The 16,910-nt window shown below is 69.9% G+C and carries 14 protein-coding genes; 2 read left to right on the top strand and 12 right to left on the bottom strand.

What is annotated here, in order from left to right; genetic code table 11:
• Positions 1–352 precede the first annotated feature (352 nt).
• From tyrS to argC, 12 genes are all read right to left on the bottom strand, one after another.
• Positions 353–1,627 (bottom strand): tyrosine--tRNA ligase, encoded by a 1,275-nt coding sequence (tyrS, locus tag HNR67_RS17135; protein ID WP_185003266.1) that lies wholly within the window; start codon positions 1,625–1,627, stop codon positions 353–355.
• A gap of 32 nt (positions 1,628–1,659) precedes the next feature.
• Entirely contained in the window at positions 1,660–2,277 is a 618-nt protein-coding gene (locus HNR67_RS17130; RefSeq protein WP_185003265.1) for a DNA-3-methyladenine glycosylase, read from the bottom strand.
• Positions 2,278–2,288: 11 nt separating this feature from the next.
• Positions 2,289–2,624, bottom strand: a complete 336-nt coding sequence (locus HNR67_RS17125) for a DUF5663 domain-containing protein (protein ID WP_185003264.1) — start codon at positions 2,622–2,624, stop codon at positions 2,289–2,291.
• Positions 2,608–6,495, bottom strand: coding sequence for a type IV secretory system conjugative DNA transfer family protein (locus tag HNR67_RS17120; protein ID WP_185003263.1), 3,888 nt, complete (start codon positions 6,493–6,495; stop codon positions 2,608–2,610). The genes HNR67_RS17125 and HNR67_RS17120 overlap by 17 nt, the downstream gene beginning before the upstream one ends.
• A 223-nt stretch (positions 6,496–6,718) precedes the next feature.
• Positions 6,719–8,137, bottom strand: coding sequence for an argininosuccinate lyase (gene argH, locus HNR67_RS17115; RefSeq protein WP_185003262.1), 1,419 nt, complete (start codon positions 8,135–8,137; stop codon positions 6,719–6,721).
• On the bottom strand, positions 8,134–9,345 hold the full coding sequence (locus HNR67_RS17110; RefSeq protein WP_185003261.1) for an argininosuccinate synthase: 1,212 nt from the start codon (positions 9,343–9,345) through the stop codon (positions 8,134–8,136). Before HNR67_RS17110 ends, argH begins: the two co-directional genes overlap by 4 nt.
• Positions 9,342–9,902 carry an arginine repressor gene (locus tag HNR67_RS17105; RefSeq protein WP_185003260.1) on the bottom strand — a complete coding sequence of 187 codons (561 nt, stop codon included), beginning with the start codon at positions 9,900–9,902 and terminating at the stop codon, positions 9,342–9,344. The genes HNR67_RS17110 and HNR67_RS17105 overlap by 4 nt, the downstream gene beginning before the upstream one ends.
• A gap of 4 nt (positions 9,903–9,906) precedes the next feature.
• Positions 9,907–10,836, bottom strand: a complete 930-nt coding sequence (argF, locus tag HNR67_RS17100; protein ID WP_185003259.1) for an ornithine carbamoyltransferase — start codon at positions 10,834–10,836, stop codon at positions 9,907–9,909.
• On the bottom strand, positions 10,833–12,050 hold the full coding sequence (locus HNR67_RS17095) for an acetylornithine transaminase (RefSeq protein ID WP_185003258.1): 1,218 nt from the start codon (positions 12,048–12,050) through the stop codon (positions 10,833–10,835). The genes argF and HNR67_RS17095 overlap by 4 nt, the downstream gene beginning before the upstream one ends.
• Complete coding sequence (gene argB / locus HNR67_RS17090) at positions 12,047–12,964, bottom strand: acetylglutamate kinase (RefSeq protein WP_185003257.1); 918 nt, start codon at positions 12,962–12,964, stop codon at positions 12,047–12,049. Before argB ends, HNR67_RS17095 begins: the two co-directional genes overlap by 4 nt.
• Complete coding sequence (gene argJ / locus HNR67_RS17085; protein ID WP_312987454.1) at positions 12,961–14,157, bottom strand: bifunctional glutamate N-acetyltransferase/amino-acid acetyltransferase ArgJ; 1,197 nt, start codon at positions 14,155–14,157, stop codon at positions 12,961–12,963. The genes argB and argJ overlap by 4 nt, the downstream gene beginning before the upstream one ends.
• Entirely contained in the window at positions 14,154–15,185 is a 1,032-nt protein-coding gene (argC, locus tag HNR67_RS17080) for an N-acetyl-gamma-glutamyl-phosphate reductase (protein WP_185003256.1), read from the bottom strand. Before argC ends, argJ begins: the two co-directional genes overlap by 4 nt.
• A 67-nt stretch (positions 15,186–15,252) precedes the next feature.
• Here argC and HNR67_RS17075 point away from each other — a divergent pair, with 67 nt between their 5' ends.
• Positions 15,253–16,278, top strand: a complete 1,026-nt coding sequence (locus HNR67_RS17075; RefSeq protein ID WP_312987452.1) for a phosphotransferase — start codon at positions 15,253–15,255, stop codon at positions 16,276–16,278.
• 105 nt (positions 16,279–16,383) lie between these two features.
• Positions 16,384–16,908 (top strand): DUF4240 domain-containing protein, encoded by a 525-nt coding sequence (locus HNR67_RS17070; protein WP_185003254.1) that lies wholly within the window; start codon positions 16,384–16,386, stop codon positions 16,906–16,908.
• Positions 16,909–16,910: the final 2 nt, after the last annotated feature.

Here is a 16,910-nt window from a genome sequence, read left to right as displayed (position 1 = left end):
CTAGACGCAATCCTTTATCAATGTGATCTCAAAGGAACCTCAAACGAGGTTTCAAATATATAAGCTCTACTGGCTTACATCGGCACACTGTTGAGTTCTCAAAGAACACACGCACACCGCACAACCTACCAGCTATTCGCTGACAGCTTGTTCCGGGGCTTGATTGTCCTGGAAGCTTTTCTGTCTTTCTTCGCCGCGCCCGTCCCCGGTCTTTCTTGGGGCCGTTCCGCGCTGGCAGAGAGAAAGTTACGCTCGGGCGAATCTGAAGTCAAATCGCCTGGTCAGGCCCGTGAACACGCGAGCCAAGGCTGCGAAACCGCTGGTCACGGCCTCGCAGCCCTCGCATCCCACGCTAGTGCAGGACGTCGACTCCCGCAGTGTGACGGCGGCCACGTCGAACCACAAGCCACCGACCGTGCAGAAGCGTGTCCAGGGACGGCTGCCACTCCTCGTCGGTGACCTTCTCGTTGTTCACGTAGGCACCGCCCTCGTTGACCGTGCGCCGGGCCTCGCCCCTGCTCTTGGACAGCCCCACCGCGACCAGCAGGTCGACGATGGTCGGCGAGTCGGACAGCTTCACCTGCGCCGTCCCCGCCGAGGACAAGGCGGCGGTCAGCGTCGGCAGATCCAGCTCCCGCAGTTCACCCCGTCCGAACAGGGCCTGACTGGCCGCGACCACCATCCGCGTCTGGTCGGCCCCGTGCACCAGGGTGGTGAACTCCTCGGCCAGCCGTTTCTGCGCGGTGCGCAGGTGCGGGGTGTCCGCGGTGAGCTGTTCGATCTCGCCCACCTCGTCCCTGCTGAGGAAGGTGAACATGCGCAGGTAGCGGACCGCGTCGGCGTCACCGACGTTCACGAAGTACTGGTACCAGGTGTACGGCGAGGTCAGCTCCGGGTCGAGCCAGACGTTGCCGCCCCCGGTGGACTTGCCGAACTTGCGCCCCTCGGAGTCGGTGACCAGCGGCAACGTCAGCGCGTGCACCGCGGCCCGGTCGACCTGGCGGACCAGCCCGACCCCGCCGACGATGTTGCCCCACTGGTCGGCGCCGCCGATCTGCAGCGCGCAGCCGTGCTTGCGGTGCAGCTGGAGGTAGTCGTGCGACTGGAGCAGCAGGTAGCTGAACTCGGTGTAGGACATGCCGTCGGTCTCGAGCCTGCGCTTGACCGTCTCGCGCCCGAGCATGACGTTGACCGAGAAGTGCTTGCCGACATCCCGCAGGAACGAGATGGCCGACATGTCCTGCGTCCAGCTCAGGTTGTTCTCCACCACCGCCCCGGTCGGCGAGTCGTCGAAGTCGACGAACCGCTCCAGCTGGCCGCGGATCCGCGCGGTCCACTCGGCCACGGTGTCCTCGGTGTTCAGCGACCGCTCACCGTTGTCCCGCGGATCCCCGATCATCCCGGTGGCCCCGCCGGCCAGCACGATGGGCCGATGCCCGGCCCGCTGGAACCGCCGCAACCCCAGCAACGGGATCAGGTTGCCCGCGTGCAGGCTGGGCGCGGTGGGGTCGAATCCGCAATAGAGGGTGAGCGGGCCGGCGTCCAGGTCCCGCCGCAGTGCGTCGATATCGGTGGTCTGCGCGATCAACCCGCGCCAGGACAACTCGTCGAGGATGTGCTCACTCACCCCCGCATCATCCCCCACCAGGTCAAATCGGTTCACCCTGGTATGCGTGGCGTGGAACTGGCCTGGCGCCGCTTCCCACCCCGCCGGTATGCGCTGACCGAGGGCTCACCCCTGATCCAGAACCGCCACGGGGTGTCCATCCCCACCGCGACCCCGACCCGGGGGCCGGCCTCGACCAGGTCGTCCGCGACCGCGGGCGCGGCGGTCAGGCGGACCGGGGAGCCGGGGGTGAGCAGGTCGGCGCCGTTGTGGCCGCGGGTGATGCCCAGGGCGGTGCACAGGTTGGCCGGGCCACGGCCCAGGTCGGCGTCGGACTTGGCGGTGGGGCGGTTGGCGCGGGCCTGGTCGAGGCCGTCGGTGATCTCGGCGGCGCGGAGCAGCACGGCGCCAGGATCGCCGTCGGTGAGGCAGACGACGTTGGCGCAGAAGTGCATGCCGTAGACGAAGTAGACGTAGAGGCGGCCCGCGGGGCCGAACATGATCTCGTTGCGCGGGGTTCTGCCGCGGTAGCAGTGCGAGGCCGGGTCCGCGGCGCCCCAGTAGGCCTCGACCTCGGTGATCCGCGCGGTGACGCCGTTGGCGGCGAGGGTGCAACCGAGCAGGCGGCGCGCGGTCGTGACGGGATCGGCGGCGAGATCGAGGAGGGTCATCGGGAGCGATGCTAGGGGGACGCACCGGATTCCGGCCGGTATGTCTCCCGCAGCGCGGCGGCCTGAGCACGCAACTCGTCCTTGAGCCGCTCGAACTCCGCGCGGACGACCTTCCGGTAGTCGGGCGCGTGCTCGTTGAGCCACTGGGTGGCGCCCGCCTCGTCGTTGTCGTCGATGACCCGCTCGAACTCGGCCAGCTGGTCATCCGACATCCGGCCGGCCAGTTCCATCCCGACCCGGTGTTCGAGGGTCTCGTAGGCGTAGTCCAGGAACGCCTGTTCGTCCGCGCCGAGCAGGCCGGCCAGGCCGATGTCGGCGAGGAAGCGGTGGTCAAGCTGAATCTTCATCCCACCCCCCAGGGTCGTCGCCGGCGGCCGCGCCGGGGCCCCGGCGATCAACATCGGTGGGTTCTCCGGATTTCTGGGTGGCTCGCCGTTCGAGGAACTGGCGGAAGGAATCGGCGTGGTCCGGCGGCACGGAGTCAGGGCGCAGTGGCGCGTCCGGGTCGGCAATGGCTTCGGAGCTGGCCCGGGAAGCCGGCGGGCGGCGCTTCCGCGCGGCCCAGCGCCCGATCTCGAAGCGAACCTTGCGTTCCCTGGCGGCGTCCTGGGCGCGCAGCTGGTCGCGGGTCTGCCAGGCGCCCGCGACGATCATGCGCTCGCGGATGGCCTGGTACTGGTCGGGCAGGCCGCCGTTGGACTCGGCCTTGGCGAAGGACAACGTGCACCGGCGGAACCGCTTGTCCAGCAGGATCTGCGCGGTGGCCCGGTGCCTGCCCGGGTCGCGCAGGTAGTCGGCGTCGACGTCGAAGTCCTTGGCCAGTTCGGCCGAGTCCCGGCTGGACACACCGAAGACGATCCGGTTGGCCACGTTGCCCAGGATCGCGTTGCGCAGCCGGGCGGAGGAGGAACCGGTGTAGCGGGAGAATGCTTCGAGCTGATCCAGGTTCTGGTGGGCGAGCACCAGCCCGAGCCCGAACTTGCGGGCCTCGGCCACGATGTCCTCGAAGCCGGTGAGCGAGAACTGCTGGAACTCGTCGACGTAGAGGTAGAAGGGGTCGAGCTGGCCACCCGCGCCGCGCCACCGGTCATAGGTCGCCCGCCTGATCCGGCTCTGGATGAAACCGCCGAGCAGGGAGGCAGCGGAGGTGGTCATCTCCCATTCCGGGATCTTGACCAACAGCACGCCGCCGTTACGCACGGTGTCGTTGATCGAGACCGTGGACCGGCCGCCCGCCATGACGTAGCGCAGGGTGCCGTCCTGCTCGAACTCGCTGAACTTCGACAGCGCCCAGTCGATGAGTTCGGCGAAGTTGCTGCCGTTCTGCGCGTTGAAGCTCTGCCAGCGTTCCCGCAGGCCCGGCACGTCGATGGTGCTCTGCAGCCAGCGCCGCCGGTCCGCGTCCCGCAGGGTACGGGCGACATCGAGTACGGAGGGCGGCCGGACCGGGTATTTCTGGTTCGTGGTGGATTCCAGCACCAGCCGCACCATGTTCTCGAACCGCGGTCCGTAGTGTTCGTGGTGGGACTGCCGGGTGATGAGTTCGATGAACTCCGCGATGGCCTTGTTGCGATCGGCCAGCGAGTGCACGTCGAGGTCCAGCGGGTTGAGCACCGGGATGTGCTCCGGGTCGCCGAAGTCCAGCAGCAGCACGTCCTCGCGCCCCTCGGTGTGGCAGGCGAGGTAGTCCACGAGGTCACCGTGCGGATCGATCACCGCGACCCCTCGGCCCTCCCTGATGTCCTGCCGCGCCATGTTCTTGAGCAGGTTCGTCTTGCCGGAGCCGGTCGGTCCGAGCACGTAGGTGTGCCGCAACCGGGAGGCGGTGTCCAAGCGAACGTCGGCGCGCTGGTCTTGCCGGGCGCCGGTGACCCGCGCGGTGCCGAGCAGCAGCCCCTCGGTGGGGAAGGTCACGGCTGCCAGCGGCAGGCTGCGGGTCCGGCCGCTGTCCAGTCCGCGTCCTTCCATCTCGCCGTAGGGCGGGTGGAATACCCGGAGGATCTGGGCGGGGGTGAGTGCGGGCCCCGAGGTGAGGGCGGTGCCGGCCTCCAGGGTCTGGGCGGCGGACTCGCCGCGGACGATGTCGAAGGGCAGGGTGTGGAAGAGCCACTGGCCGATGGCGCGCAGCACCGAGTCCGGCAGCGGGTCGGCGGAGGCCACGTGCACCGACAACCGCAGGTTCGGCTGGTCGTCGACCTCCTCGCGCTGGGCCCGTTCCAGGTAGGCCGCCGCGTCGCGATCATGGGGGAAGAAGAAGCCGGAGGGCTCTCCGGGGGCCTGCGGGCCCGCACCCGCGGAGAGCGGGTCCGGGTCGGCCTGGCCGGGGCTGTGCCGGCAGGTCATCTGCACCGTCACCGGAATGGTGAGCGTGCGCAAGTAGTCGATGAGGGTGCCCCAGTCCTCGTGCACGCGCGGCGGGAGTTCGGTGGTCAGCATCAGCTCGGCGATGTTGGGCTGGGTGACCAGGTCGGTGCTCTGCGCCGCGCTGAGGTCCCAGCCGGCCCGCAGCGCGGTGGAGAGCTGCTGGCCGATGCCCTCGCTGAGGTCCTTGACCGTGTCCGGATCCGCTGACTCGGTCACGCCGATGAGGTCGAAGAACGGCGACAGCTCACCGCTGGTCTGCCTGGCTGTGGACACCTGGTAGATCAGCCGGGCGGTCTTGTCCGGCGATCCGGACAGGGTCCGCAGCACGCCGAGCTGCCGGGGCAGGCTCTGTACGGCCCGCTCCGAGTCGTAGCGGCCGAGCCGGGCGGAGTAGAAGGGCACGAAGCCGTTCTCGTTCTTCTTGACCGGCGAGGTGGCCCGGCGTGACTTCTCCTTCTCCCCGGAGGTCGAGTTCGCTCGCAGTTGCGGACGGACCTTCGGCTCCAGCTGCTGCCGCAGCACCTGCGCCCGGTCAATGTAGCTGCCGAGGCCGTGGTGCACGTTGTCCCGGTCGGGGTCGATCAGCTGGTGCCACCCCCTGGCCAGCCTGCCCAGCGCGGCGTAGCGCAGTTCGGTGTTGGAGCGCACGTCGGTGAGCACCAGGTGTGTGGTGAACAGCGCCAGATCCTGTTCGCTGGTCAGGCCGGTGGAGTTGCGGCGCAGTTCCCTGGTCGCGTCGAGCAGGATCGCGGCGCCGTCCATGGTCTTGAGCCGGTCCTCGGCGACGGTAAGCATCTCCTGGTAGCCGCCGTAGCTGAGGCTCTGCAGGTTGATGTCCCGCAGCTGCTCGACCAGCTGGCTGACCGAGCCGGCCGGGTCACCGGGAGAGGGGTCCTCGTAGAAGATCCCCGAGCGCAACACCTGGCAGTTGTCCATCTTCTGGGTGCTGCTGGGCACCTTGGCGAAGCCCTCGTAGTCCACCACCACGATGGCTTCGGTGGTGGGCAGCGGCTCGGATCCACGGCGCGCGCGGTCGGCGAAGAACCCGCCGAGCGGGGTGGCCAGCACGCAGCTGCCGCCCTTGCCCGCGTGATTGGCGAAGGCCACGGCGAAGTTGCGAGGTGTGCGGAGGAAGTCCTCGGTGGGTTTGGTCAAGGCGGTGACCAGCACCAGCGACGGCGCGGGCTTCAGCTCGTCGAAGGTACGGGAGGCGTTGACGTAGTCCCGGCAGATGGCCAGCCCGATCTGACGGTGCACGCTGCCCTTGCGATGCACGACCCTGACCAGTCCGGAACCGGGCCGCATGATCTCGGCGTCGGTTGCCGCCCGCTTGGTGACCAGTTCGATCTGGTCCTGGTCCACGTAGACCGCCGCGTTGCAGCCGATGGCCTCGGCCGCCTGCTCGACGCCCATCCGTTGCAGCTCATCGGCCTCCCGCTTGCGCAGGGTGCCGATCCCGGCGAACACGGCGAGCTGGTTCCGGAACCCCTTGATGAAGACCGAGACCAGCGCCGCCGGTATCGACGCCTCGGGGAATACCACCATGTCGATCTTGTGCCGGACGCAGAACTCCAGGATCTGCTTGATCTTGCGATCGAGGTCGGCGGCCCGTTCGTGACTGGCCTGCTTGAGAATCGCCTCGGTGTGCTGCCGGACCGCGGGATCGGCGTCGACCGCGCCCTCCACCACCGAGAACCCGGTGTCATCCGGCGCGGCGGGGTCCAGCAACGGCTCGTCGGGCAGCCACCGCTTGCGGTTGAACGTCTCGGTGTTCGGTGTGTAGTCGAGCTGGACCACCGCGATCCGGAGGATGTGGTCCGGCGCGGCGGTCGGTCCCGTTGGTTCGATCGGCAAGCGGCACCCCCTCAGGGTTGACCCTGGGCGCCGAACCGCTCCTGGTCCGCGCCGGGTCCTACCGCCAAGCGTCGTAGGCCAACTGCACTACGTTACGACCAGCAATGTCTCAATACAGTCCGCAACCATATCGAGAGCTGATCAACGGCAACCCCGGCGGCGGGAGCTGAAAAAGAAAAAGATGGGCGGACCGAAGCCCGCCCATCTCGGAATCCGTGCGAACTCAGACCTTCGCCCAGTCCCGGGCCTCGGCGAGCACACCCAGCAACCGCTGGTGCTGCTCCCCCACCCGAACCGGCGCGGTCCCACCATGCGCGTCCCGCGAAGCGATCGACCCCTCCACAGTCAGCACCTCCCGCACCGCAGGCGTCAGAGCAGCGTTGATCCCGGCCAGCTCGGCGTCGGACAGGTCCTCCAGCCCAACGCCCCGAGCCTCCGCCGCCTGCACGCAAGCACCCGCGGCCTCGTGCGCCACCCGGAACGGCACACCCTGCCGGACCAGCCACTCCGCGATATCCGTGGCCAGCGTGAACCCAGCGGGCGCCAGCGCGGCCAGCCGATCCGTGTCGAAAACCAGCGTGGCCATCATCCCGGTCATCGCCGGAAGCAGAAGCTCCAACTGCGTGACCGAGTCGAACAGCGGCTCTTTGTCCTCCTGCAGATCCCGGTTGTAAGCCAGCGGCTGAGCCTTCAAAGTGGCCAGCAATCCGGAAAGATTGCCGATCAGCCGCCCCGACTTACCGCGCATCAACTCCGCGACATCCGGATTCTTCTTCTGCGGCATGATCGAGCTACCCGTGGCCCACGCGTCATCCAGCTTCGCGTACCCGAACTCCGCGGTGGTCCAGATGATGACCTCCTCCGCGATCCGGGAGAGGTTCACCCCCAGCATCGCCACCACGAAGGCGAACTCCGCCGCGAAGTCCCGGCTGGCGACCCCGTCGATCGAGTTCTCCACCGGTGCGTCGAAGCCCAGGTCAGCCGCGACCGCCGCCGGGTCGAGGCCCAGCGACGACCCGGCGAGCGCGCCCGAGCCGTACGGGGACACCGCGGTGCGCTTGTCCCAGTCCCGCAACCGCGAGACATCCCGCAGCAGCGCCTGACCATGCGCCAGCAGGTGGTGTGCCAGCAGCACCGGCTGGGCGTGCTGCAGGTGGGTCCGGCCCGGCATGACCGCGGCCGGGTGCTGGGCCGCCTGTGCCGCGAGGGCTTCCACCACGTCCAGGGTGCCCGCGGCGACGCGGCGGGCGGCGTCGCGGAGCCACATCCGGAACAGGGTGGCGATCTGGTCGTTGCGGGAGCGGCCCGCGCGGAGCTTGCCGCCCAGGTCGGTACCGGCGCGGTCCAGCAGGCCCCGTTCCAGTGCGGTGTGCACGTCCTCGTCACCCGGGTCCGGGCTGAACGCGCCGGAGACCACGTCGGCCTCCAGCGTGTCCAGCGCGGCCAGCATGGCCGGGAGTTCGGTGTCGCTCAGCAGGCCAGCGCGGTGCAGCACCCTGGCGTGTGCCCGGGAACCGGCGATGTCGTAGCGGGCCAGCTGCCAGTCGAAATGCGTGGAGACGCTCAGCGCCGCCATTGCCTCCGCGGGGCCGGAGGCGAACCGGCCACCCCAGAGCGGGGTGGCCCCGTTCTGCTCACTCATGCGCCGGTCCACTGGTTCTTCAGGTCCCGCTTGGCGGCGATCTTGCTGGGCAGGCCCCACAGCTGGATGAAGCCCTTGGCCAGGGACTGGTCGAAGCTGTCGCCCTCGTCGTAGGTGGCCAGGTTGAAGTCGTAGAGCGACTGCTCGCTGCGCCGGCCGGTGACCACCGCGCGACCGCCGTGCAGCACGACCCGGACGTCACCGGTCACGTGCTCCTGGGTGCCCGCGACGAAGTTGTCCAGGGCGTCCTTGAGCGGGGAGAACCACAGGCCGTCGTAGACCAGTTCGGTCCAGCGCTGCTCGACCTGGCGCTTGAACCGGCCCAGGTCGCGCTCCAGGGTGACGTTCTCCAGCTCCTGGTGCGCGGTGATCAGCGCGATCGCGCCGGGGGCCTCGTAGACCTCGCGGCTCTTGATGCCGACCAGGCGGTTCTCCACCATGTCGATCCGGCCGACGCCGTGCGCGCCCGCCCGGCGGTTCAGCTCCTGGATGGCCTGCAGCACGGTGACGGTCTCGCCGTCGATGGCCACCGGGACACCCTTGTCGAAGGTGATGACCAGCTCTTCCGGGTCCCGCGCGACGGTCGGGTCCTCGGTGTAGGAGTAGACGTCCTCGATCGGGCCGTTCCAGATGTCCTCGAGGAAGCCGGTCTCCACCGCGCGGCCCCAGACGTTCTGGTCCACCGAGTACGGCGAGCGCTTGTTGACGTCGATCGGCAGGTTGCGGTCCTCGGCCCAGGCGATGGCCTTCTCCCGGGTCCAGGCGTAGTCGCGGACCGGGGCGATCACCTTGAGGTCCGGCGACAGCGCGCCGATGCCGACCTCGAAGCGCACCTGGTCGTTGCCCTTGCCGGTGCAGCCGTGCGAGACCGTGGTGGCGCCGTGGTACTTGGCCGCCTCGACCAGGTGCTTGACGATCAGCGGCCGGGACAGCGCGGACACCAGCGGGTAGCGGTCCTGGTAGAGCGCGTTGGCCTGCAGCGCGGGCAGGCAGTACTGCTGCGCGTACTCATCACGCGCGTCGGCGACGACCGCTTCGACCGCGCCGCAGGCGATGGCCCGCTTGCGGATGGTCTCCAGGTCCTCGCCGCCCTGGCCGACGTCGACGGCGACCGCCACGACCTCGGCACCGGTCTCCTCGGCGATCCAGCCGATGGCCACCGAGGTGTCCAGCCCGCCGGAGTAGGCCAACACAACCCGCTCGCTCATGAACTTTCTCCTTGTTGCTCACCCGAGTTCTGCGGCGCGGCAGTCGGGACGTCAGTGGGTTGAGGTGTGCCGCCGGCCAGCTCGGTGAACCGGGCGGCGAGTTGTGCACCGGTGAGCGGCTCCCTTGCCACCACCAGCAGCGTGTCGTCCCCGGCGATGGTGCCGACGACGTCGTTCAGGGCTGCCCGGTCGACCGCGCTGGCGAGGAACTGCGCGGCACCGGGCGGGGTTCGCAGTACGGCGAGGTTGCCGGAGGCGTCGGTGGAGACCAGCAGTTCGCCGAGCACCTTGACCAGCCGGGAGGTCCCGCCCTCGACGGCGCGCACGGGGCTGCCGTCCTCCGGGATCACATACACCGGCGCCCCGCCGTCGGCGCCGCGCAGCTTGACCGCGCCCAGCTCGTCCAGGTCGCGGGACAGCGTGGCCTGGGTGGCCTCGATGCCCTCGACCGCGAGGAGCTTGACGAGTTCGGTCTGGCTGCGGATGGCGCGCTGGCGGACCAGTTCGGCGATCCTGGCCTGGCGGGCGACCCTGGTGGCCGCGGTGCTCTGCGTCATCTGCTCAGCCCGCCTGCTCCAGCAGCCACACGAGCAGCGCCTTCTGCGCGTGCAGGCGGTTCTCCGCCTCGTCCCACACCGCGCTGGCCGGGCCGTCGATGACCTCGTCGGTGACCTCCCAGCCGCGGTGCGCCGGCAGGCAGTGCAGCACGATGCTGTCCACGCCGGTGCGGGCCAGCAGCGAGTCGTTGACCTGGTACGGCCGGAACGGGCCGACCCGGTCCTTGCCGTCGTTCTCCTGGCCCATCGAGGTCCAGGTGTCGGTGACCAGCACCTCTGCCCCGGCCACCGCGGCGTCGACCTCGGAGATCAGTTCCACCGAGCCGCCGGTCTCGGCGGCGCGCTGCTTGGCCGAGTCCAGGATCCAGGGCAGCGGGTGGAACCGGTTGGGCGAGGCGATCCGCACGTGCATGCCCGCGGTGGCGCCGCCGACCATGAGCGAGTGCGCCATGTTGTTCGCGCCGTCGCCAAGGTAGGTCAGGGTCAGCCCGGCCAGCCTGCCGAAGCGCTCGCGGATGGTCTGCAGGTCGGCCAGCACCTGGCAGGGGTGGAACTCATCGGTCAGCGCGTTGATCACCGGCACGCTGGCCGAGGAGGCCATCGCCTCGATCCGGGCGTGCGCGAAGGTCCGCCACACCACCACGTCGACGTAGCGGGAGAGCACCCTGGAGGTGTCCTCGATGGTCTCCTCGCGGCCCAGCTGCATGGTGCGGCCGTCCACCACCACGGCGTGCCCACCGAGCTGGGCGATGCCCACCTCGAAGGAGAGCCTGGTGCGGGTGGAGTTCTTCTCGAAGATCACCGCGGCGGTCTTCGGTCCGGCCATCGCCTTGTTGGCCAGCGGATCGGCCTTGAGCACATCGGCCAGGTCGAGCAGCTGTTCCTGCTCCTCCGGGTTCAGGTCGTCATCACGCAGGAAGTGGCGCAGGGTCATCGGGTCTCCTCCGCGGCGGCGTCCAGCAGGGCGGGCAGGGCGGTGACGAACTCGTGCGCGTCGGTCTCGGTGAGGATCAGCGGCGGGGCCAGCCGGATCGCGTCCGGCTGGACGTTGTTGATCAGGAACCCGGCCGTGCGGGCCGCGGCGGCCACCGCGGCGGAGACCGGCGCCTTGAGCAGGATCGCCTGCAGCAGACCGGCGCCGCGGACCCCGGCGACGAGCGGGTGGTGCAGGTCCTCGATGCCGGTGGCCAGTTCCTTGCCCAGTGCGGCGGCGTGTTCGACCAGGCCGTCGGCGGCGATGGTGCGCAGCACGGCCAGTCCGGCCGCGCAGCAGACCGGGTTGCCGCCGAAGGTGGTGCCGTGCAGGCCGGGTTTGAGCAGGTCCGCGGCCGCGCCGAAGGCCAGGCAGGCGCCCAGCGGCAGGCCACCGCCAAGGCCCTTGGCCAGGGTGACCACGTCCGGGGTGATGCCGACCTGCTGGAAGGCGAACCAGGTGCCGGTTCGGCCGAGGCCGGTCTGCACCTCGTCCAGCACCAGCAGCGCGCCGTGCCTGCTGGTGATCTCGCGGGCGGCCTGCAGGTAGCCCTCCGGCGGCACCAGCACGCCCTGCTCGCCCTGGATGGGCTCCAGGAACACCGCGGCGGTCTGGTCGTCCACAATGGACTTGAGTGCCTCGATGTCGCCGTAGGGCACGTATTCCACCCCGGGCGGCATGGGCGCGAACGGCTCCCGCTTGGCCGGCTGGCCGGTGAGGGCGAGCGCGCCCATGGTGCGGCCGTGGAAGCCGCCCTCGGTGGAGACCACCTTGGTGCGCCCGGTCAACCGGCTGATCTTGAACGCGGCCTCGTTGGCCTCGGCCCCGGAGTTGCAGAACAGCACCCGGCCCTGCTCGGCGATGCCGGTCAGGTTGAGCAGCAGTTCGGCCAGTTCCAGGGTGGGTTCGGCCATGTAGAAGTTGGAGACGTGGCCCAGGGTGGCGATCTGGCTGCTGACCGCCTCGACGATGGCCGGGTGGGCGTGGCCGAGCGCGTTGACCGCGATACCGCTGAGCAGGTCCAGGTAGCGCTTGCCGTCGGCGTCCCACACGTGCGTGCCCTCGCCGCGGACCAGGGCCAGCGCCGGGGTGCCGTAGTTGTCCATGAAGCTGGACTGCCAGCGCTGCTGACCGTCCGCGTTGGACGCGAGATGGTTGATCACGTTGTGGCTCATGCCTTTTCGTCCCCCGGGATGACCATGGTGCCGATGCCGGATGAGGTGAAGACCTCCAGCAGCACGGAATGGGCCAGTCTGCCGTCGATGACGTGTGCCGCCGGGACACCGCCGCGCACCGCGCGCAGGCAGGCCTCCATCTTGGGCACCATGCCGCTGGCCAGCTCGGGCAGCATGCCCTCCAGCTGGTTCGCGCCGATCTGGGCGATCAGCGAGGAGCGGTCCGGCCAGCGGGCGTAGAGGCCCTCGACGTCGGTGAGCACGACCAGTTTGGCCGCCTCCAGCGCGACCGCGAGCGCGGCGGCCGCGGTGTCGGCGTTGACGTTGTGCGTGACGCCGTCGGCGTCCGGGGCCACGGTGGAGACCACCGGGATCCGGCCGGCGGCCACGATGTCGAGCACCGCGTCCGGGTTGACCGAGACCACGTCGCCGACCAGGCCGAGGTCCACGTGCTCGCCGTCGATGACGGTGCCGCGGCGTTCGGCGGTGAACAGCTGGGCGTCCTCGCCGGAGATGCCGACCGCGTACGGGCCGTGCGCGTTGATCAGCCCGACCAGCTCGCGGCTGACCTGGCCGGTGAGCACCATGCGCACCACGTCCATGGTCTCCGGGCTGGTGACCCGCAGGCCACCGCGGAACTCGCCCTCGATGCCGAGCCGGTTGAGCATGGCCGAGATCTGCGGGCCGCCGCCGTGCACCACGACCGGGCGCAGGCCGCACAGCCGCAGGAACACCATGTCCTCGGCGAATGCCTTCTTCAGCTCTTCGTCGATCATGGCGTTGCCGCCGTACTTGATCACGACCAGCGCGCCGTGGAAGCGCTGCAGCCAGGGCAGTGCCTCGACCAGTACTTCGGCCTTCTCCGCGGCGGCCGCGCTGCGGTCCTGGGCGACCGCGGTGGGGATGGTGGTCATGAGGAGTACGCCGAGTTCTCTTCGACGTAGTCGTGCGAGAGGTCCGTGGTGTAGACGGTGGACCGGCCCGCGCCCATGCCGAGGCTGATGTGCACGTCGATGTCGGTGCCGGACAGGTCCGCGAGAGAGCGGTCGTCGCCACGCATCCCGTTGCGGCACACCGTGACGCCGTTGACGGCGATGTCCATCCTGGACTGGTCCATGGTGATCCCGCTGCGGCCCACGGCCATCGCGATCCGGCCCCAGTTGGGGTCGGAGCCGAACAGCGCGGTCTTGACCAGGTTGTCCTCGGCGACCACCCGCGCGGTCTGCTTGGCCTGCTCGTCGTCGATCGCGCCGACCACGGTGACCTCGACGTACTTGGTCGCGCCCTCGGCGTCGCGCTGGAGCTGGCGGGTCAGGCTGCGGGCCACCGCGGTGAGCACGGCGACGAACTCGGCCGGGTCCGGGCTGAGGCCGGAGGCGCCGGAGGAGAGCAGCAGCAGGGTGTCGTTGGTGGAGGTGCCGCCGTCGACGTCGAGGCTGTTGAAGGTGACGTCCACGGCCGCGCGCAGTGCCTTGTCCAGCGAGTCCGCGTCCACCACCGCGTCGGTGGTCATCACCGAGAGCATGGTGGCCATGTTGGGCGCGCACATGCCCGCGCCCTTGGCGAAGCCGCCAACGCTCCAGCCGTCGGCGTGGGTCAGCGCGGCCTGCTTGGGCTTGGAGTCGGTGGTCATCACCCCGGTCGCGGCGGCCAGGCTGGCCTCGGCGCCGCGGGCGAGCGCGGCGTGCACCGCGTCCACGCCAGGGATGATCTTGTCCATGGGCAGTCGCTCACCGATCAGGCCGGTGGAGCAGACGCCGATCTCGACCGCGCCGACGCCGAGTACCGCGGCGACCTTCTCCGCGGTGGCGTGGCTGTCCTGGAAGCCCTCGGGGCCGGTACACGCGTTCGCGCCACCGGAGTTCAACACGACCGCGCGCAGTCGGCGCTGCTTGAGCACCTCCTGCGACCAGAGCACGGGCGCTGCCTTGACCTGGTTGGTGGTGAACACGCCGGCGGCCACCTCGGCCGGTCCGTCGTTCACCACCAGGGTCAGGTCCGGGTTGCCGCTGGCCTTGACGCCGACGGCGAGCCCTGCGGCTCGGAATCCTGCGGGCGTGGTCACGCCCGCGGAGATATCCGGGACAAGATCCTCAGAAGAGGTCACGGTGCTACTCCCACGGTTGACAGGCCGGTGGTCTCCGGCAGGCCCAGAGCGAGGTTCATGCACTGCACCGCGGCGCCCGCGGTGCCCTTGGTGAGGTTGTCCACCGCGGCGACCACGACCAGCCGCCCGGCGTCGGCGTCCACGGTGACCTGCAGGTGCACCGCGTTCGCGCCGAGGGTGGCCGCGGTGACCGGCCACTGGCCCTCGGGCAGCAGGTGGATGAAGGGTTCGGCGTCGTATGCCTTGACGTAGGTCTCCCTGACCTGTTCGGCGGTGACGCCCTCGGCCAGCGGGGCGGTGCAGGTGGCCAGGATGCCGCGGGCCATCGGCACCAGCACCGGGGTGAAGGAGACCGCGACCGTCTCCCCCGCGATGGCGGAGAGGTTCTGGCTGATCTCGGGGGTGTGCCGGTGCGCGCCGCCGACGCCGTAGGCGCTGGCCGAGCCCATCACCTCGGAGCCGAGCAGGTGTGCCTTGGGCGCCTTGCCCGCGCCGGAGGTGCCGGAAGCGGCTACCACCACGACATCCGGCTTGACCAGTCCGTCCACAAAGGCCGGCGCGAGTGCGACGGACGCGGCGGTCGGATAACAACCGGGGACGGCGATCCGGGTGGCGCCTTGCAGTCGCTCCCGGTGACCGGGCAGTTCCGGCAGGCCATAAGGCCAGGTCCCGGCAAACTCGGTGCCGTACCACCGTCGCCAAGCGGTCGGATCCGTGAGACGAAAGTCAGCTCCGCAGTCGATGACGACGGTCTGCCGTTCGTCGACTCCGTTGGCCACCTCCGCCGAATGACCGTGCGGTAGAGCCAAAAACACCACGTCATGGCCCCGAAGCTGTTCTAGCGTGGTGTCCAGCAGAACCCGATCGGCAAGGGGCACGAGATGGGGGTGATGAGCTCCCAAACGGGTACCCGCACTACTGCTGGCAGTCAGTGCGCCGATCTCGACCTGGGGATGTGCGAGCAACAGACGGAGGATTTCTCCCCCCGCGTAGCCGCTGGCACCGGCGACCGCTACCCGAACCGTCATACGAATAATTATGCACACCCTCGCAAGGTCATGCTAGTTCGATTCAGGCACGTCGAAGGAGGATCCCGTGAACGGGTTGGAGGCTGGTGCAGTCGCTGCCGTGTTCGACCTCGGTCGTCCACTGGGGCCGTTGACACCCGTTCCCGGTGGTCACAGCCATCGGATGTGGCGGCTGGACACCGAACTGGGGTCCTATGCCGTCAAGGAGATGAACCGCCTCGACGCGCCGGAGTGGCTGCCCTGGCTGCGGGCCGCCTGGCGGTTCGAGCGGGCCGCCTGGGCGGCGGGCGTGCGGATGCCGGAGCCGGTGATCGCCCCCGGCGGCGATGTGGTGACCGAGGTGCCGGTGACCGGCGGACCTGCGGCGACGGTGCGTGTGCACCGCTGGGTGGTGGCCGAGCCGACCTCCCAGCCGGTGCGGCCGGAGGTGGGTCACTGGGCCGGGGAGACCATGGCCGAACTGCACCGGCTGACCATGGCGCCGGAGCCGCGCTGGGCGTTCCCGTCCGGTTCCGGCGAACAGGCAGAACTGTGGCCGCTACTGGTGGAACAGGCCAAGGTCGCGCACGCGCCGTGGACCGAGGACCTGGCCGGGTTGTCCGCCACGGTCAAGGAGATCTACCGCCTGGTCACGGTGGAGGCCCCGCGCGGGCTGGCCGAGGTGATCGGGCACGCCGACCTGCGGGCGAAGAACATCCTGCTCGCCGCGGACGGTCCGGTGCTGGTCGACTGGGATCTGGCCTGCGCCAGGGTGCCCAGGGAGGAACTGGCGGGCTGCGCGCTGTCGCTGGCCGGGTGGAACCGGCCACAAGGGATGGTGGAGGCCACCGCGCGGGCGGTCATCGACGGTTACCGGCGCAACCACGGCGATTTCCCGGAGCCGCTGACCGCGGTGGACGCGGCCGGGGACCTGGGCGTGGAGGTGGACTGGGTGGCCTCGGTGGCCAGGCGCGCGCTCGGCGACGGCGCGCACGGGCCCGATGACGTGGCCCGATGCCGGGAGATCCTGCCCGGACTGATCGCCGCGCTGCCGAACAAGCTGTCCGCCGCGCAGCAGCTGGCCCGGCTCAGCACGCAAAGACTGTGCTGGTAGCGCAAATTTGCGATCCGGTGCGCATTTTTGTGGCCGGAGCCTGCCAGTTGTGTTGCGATTGCTGCGGGTAGGACGTGCCCGGACGTACCGTGCGATGGGAGGCGGGTGCGGAAAGGCGGGCACGTGCTGGAGTTCTGGACGGTGGTCGCGGTCCCCGCGGCCACGGTGGAGGCTCGGCTGGCCGGGCTGCGCGGGCGGCTGTCCGACCTGCGCGCCGACGGGCTGACCGGGTTCCACCGCGAGCTGGTGCGCGCGCACCGGCTGGCCTACCGCTGGGACCTGTGGGCGGCCTTCGACCTGGTCAGGGGCGGACTGTCCGATCAGGAGTTCACCGCGGCCCGCAACTGGCTGATCCTGCAGGGCCGCACCCACTTCGACCGGGTGATCGCCGACCCCGACGAACTGGCCGCCCTGTGCCCCGACGACCAGGAGGACCTGGACGACGCGGGCGCCCTGAGCACCCTGGCCGCCGACCTGCTGACCGAACGCGGCGCCGCGGGCCTGGCCACCACCCTGGAATCGCCGGAGCTGTTCGAGACCCCGGCCGGGATCCGGGTGACCGGCGGCCTCGAACAGCTCCGGACCCACTTTCCGCGGATCGCCAAACGCTATGAGGGCAGCGCGCTGTAGCC

The sequence above is a fragment of the Crossiella cryophila genome (assembly GCF_014204915.1).
GTDB classification, from domain to species: domain Bacteria; phylum Actinomycetota; class Actinomycetes; order Mycobacteriales; family Pseudonocardiaceae; genus Crossiella; species Crossiella cryophila.
This window is presented reverse-complemented; position numbering and strand designations above follow the sequence as displayed.

Excerpts from the sequence above, each read along its gene's own strand:
- HNR67_RS17130 (WP_185003265.1), bottom strand. The coding sequence starts at position 2,277 with ATGACCCTCCTCGATCTCGCCGCCGATCCCGTCACGACCGCGCGCCGC.
- HNR67_RS17105 (WP_185003260.1), bottom strand. The coding sequence starts at position 9,902 with ATGACGCAGAGCACCGCGGCCACCAGGGTCGCCCGCCAGGCCAGGATC.
- HNR67_RS17095 (WP_185003258.1), bottom strand. The coding sequence starts at position 12,050 with ATGAGCCACAACGTGATCAACCATCTCGCGTCCAACGCGGACGGTCAG.
- argF (WP_185003259.1), bottom strand. The coding sequence starts at position 10,836 with ATGACCCTGCGCCACTTCCTGCGTGATGACGACCTGAACCCGGAGGAG.
- HNR67_RS17125 (WP_185003264.1), bottom strand. The coding sequence starts at position 2,624 with ATGAAGATTCAGCTTGACCACCGCTTCCTCGCCGACATCGGCCTGGCC.
- argH (WP_185003262.1), bottom strand. The coding sequence starts at position 8,137 with ATGAGTGAGCAGAACGGGGCCACCCCGCTCTGGGGTGGCCGGTTCGCC.
- HNR67_RS17110 (WP_185003261.1), bottom strand. The coding sequence starts at position 9,345 with ATGAGCGAGCGGGTTGTGTTGGCCTACTCCGGCGGGCTGGACACCTCG.
- argC (WP_185003256.1), bottom strand. The coding sequence starts at position 15,185 with ATGACGGTTCGGGTAGCGGTCGCCGGTGCCAGCGGCTACGCGGGGGGA.
- argB (WP_185003257.1), bottom strand. The coding sequence starts at position 12,964 with ATGACCACCATCCCCACCGCGGTCGCCCAGGACCGCAGCGCGGCCGCC.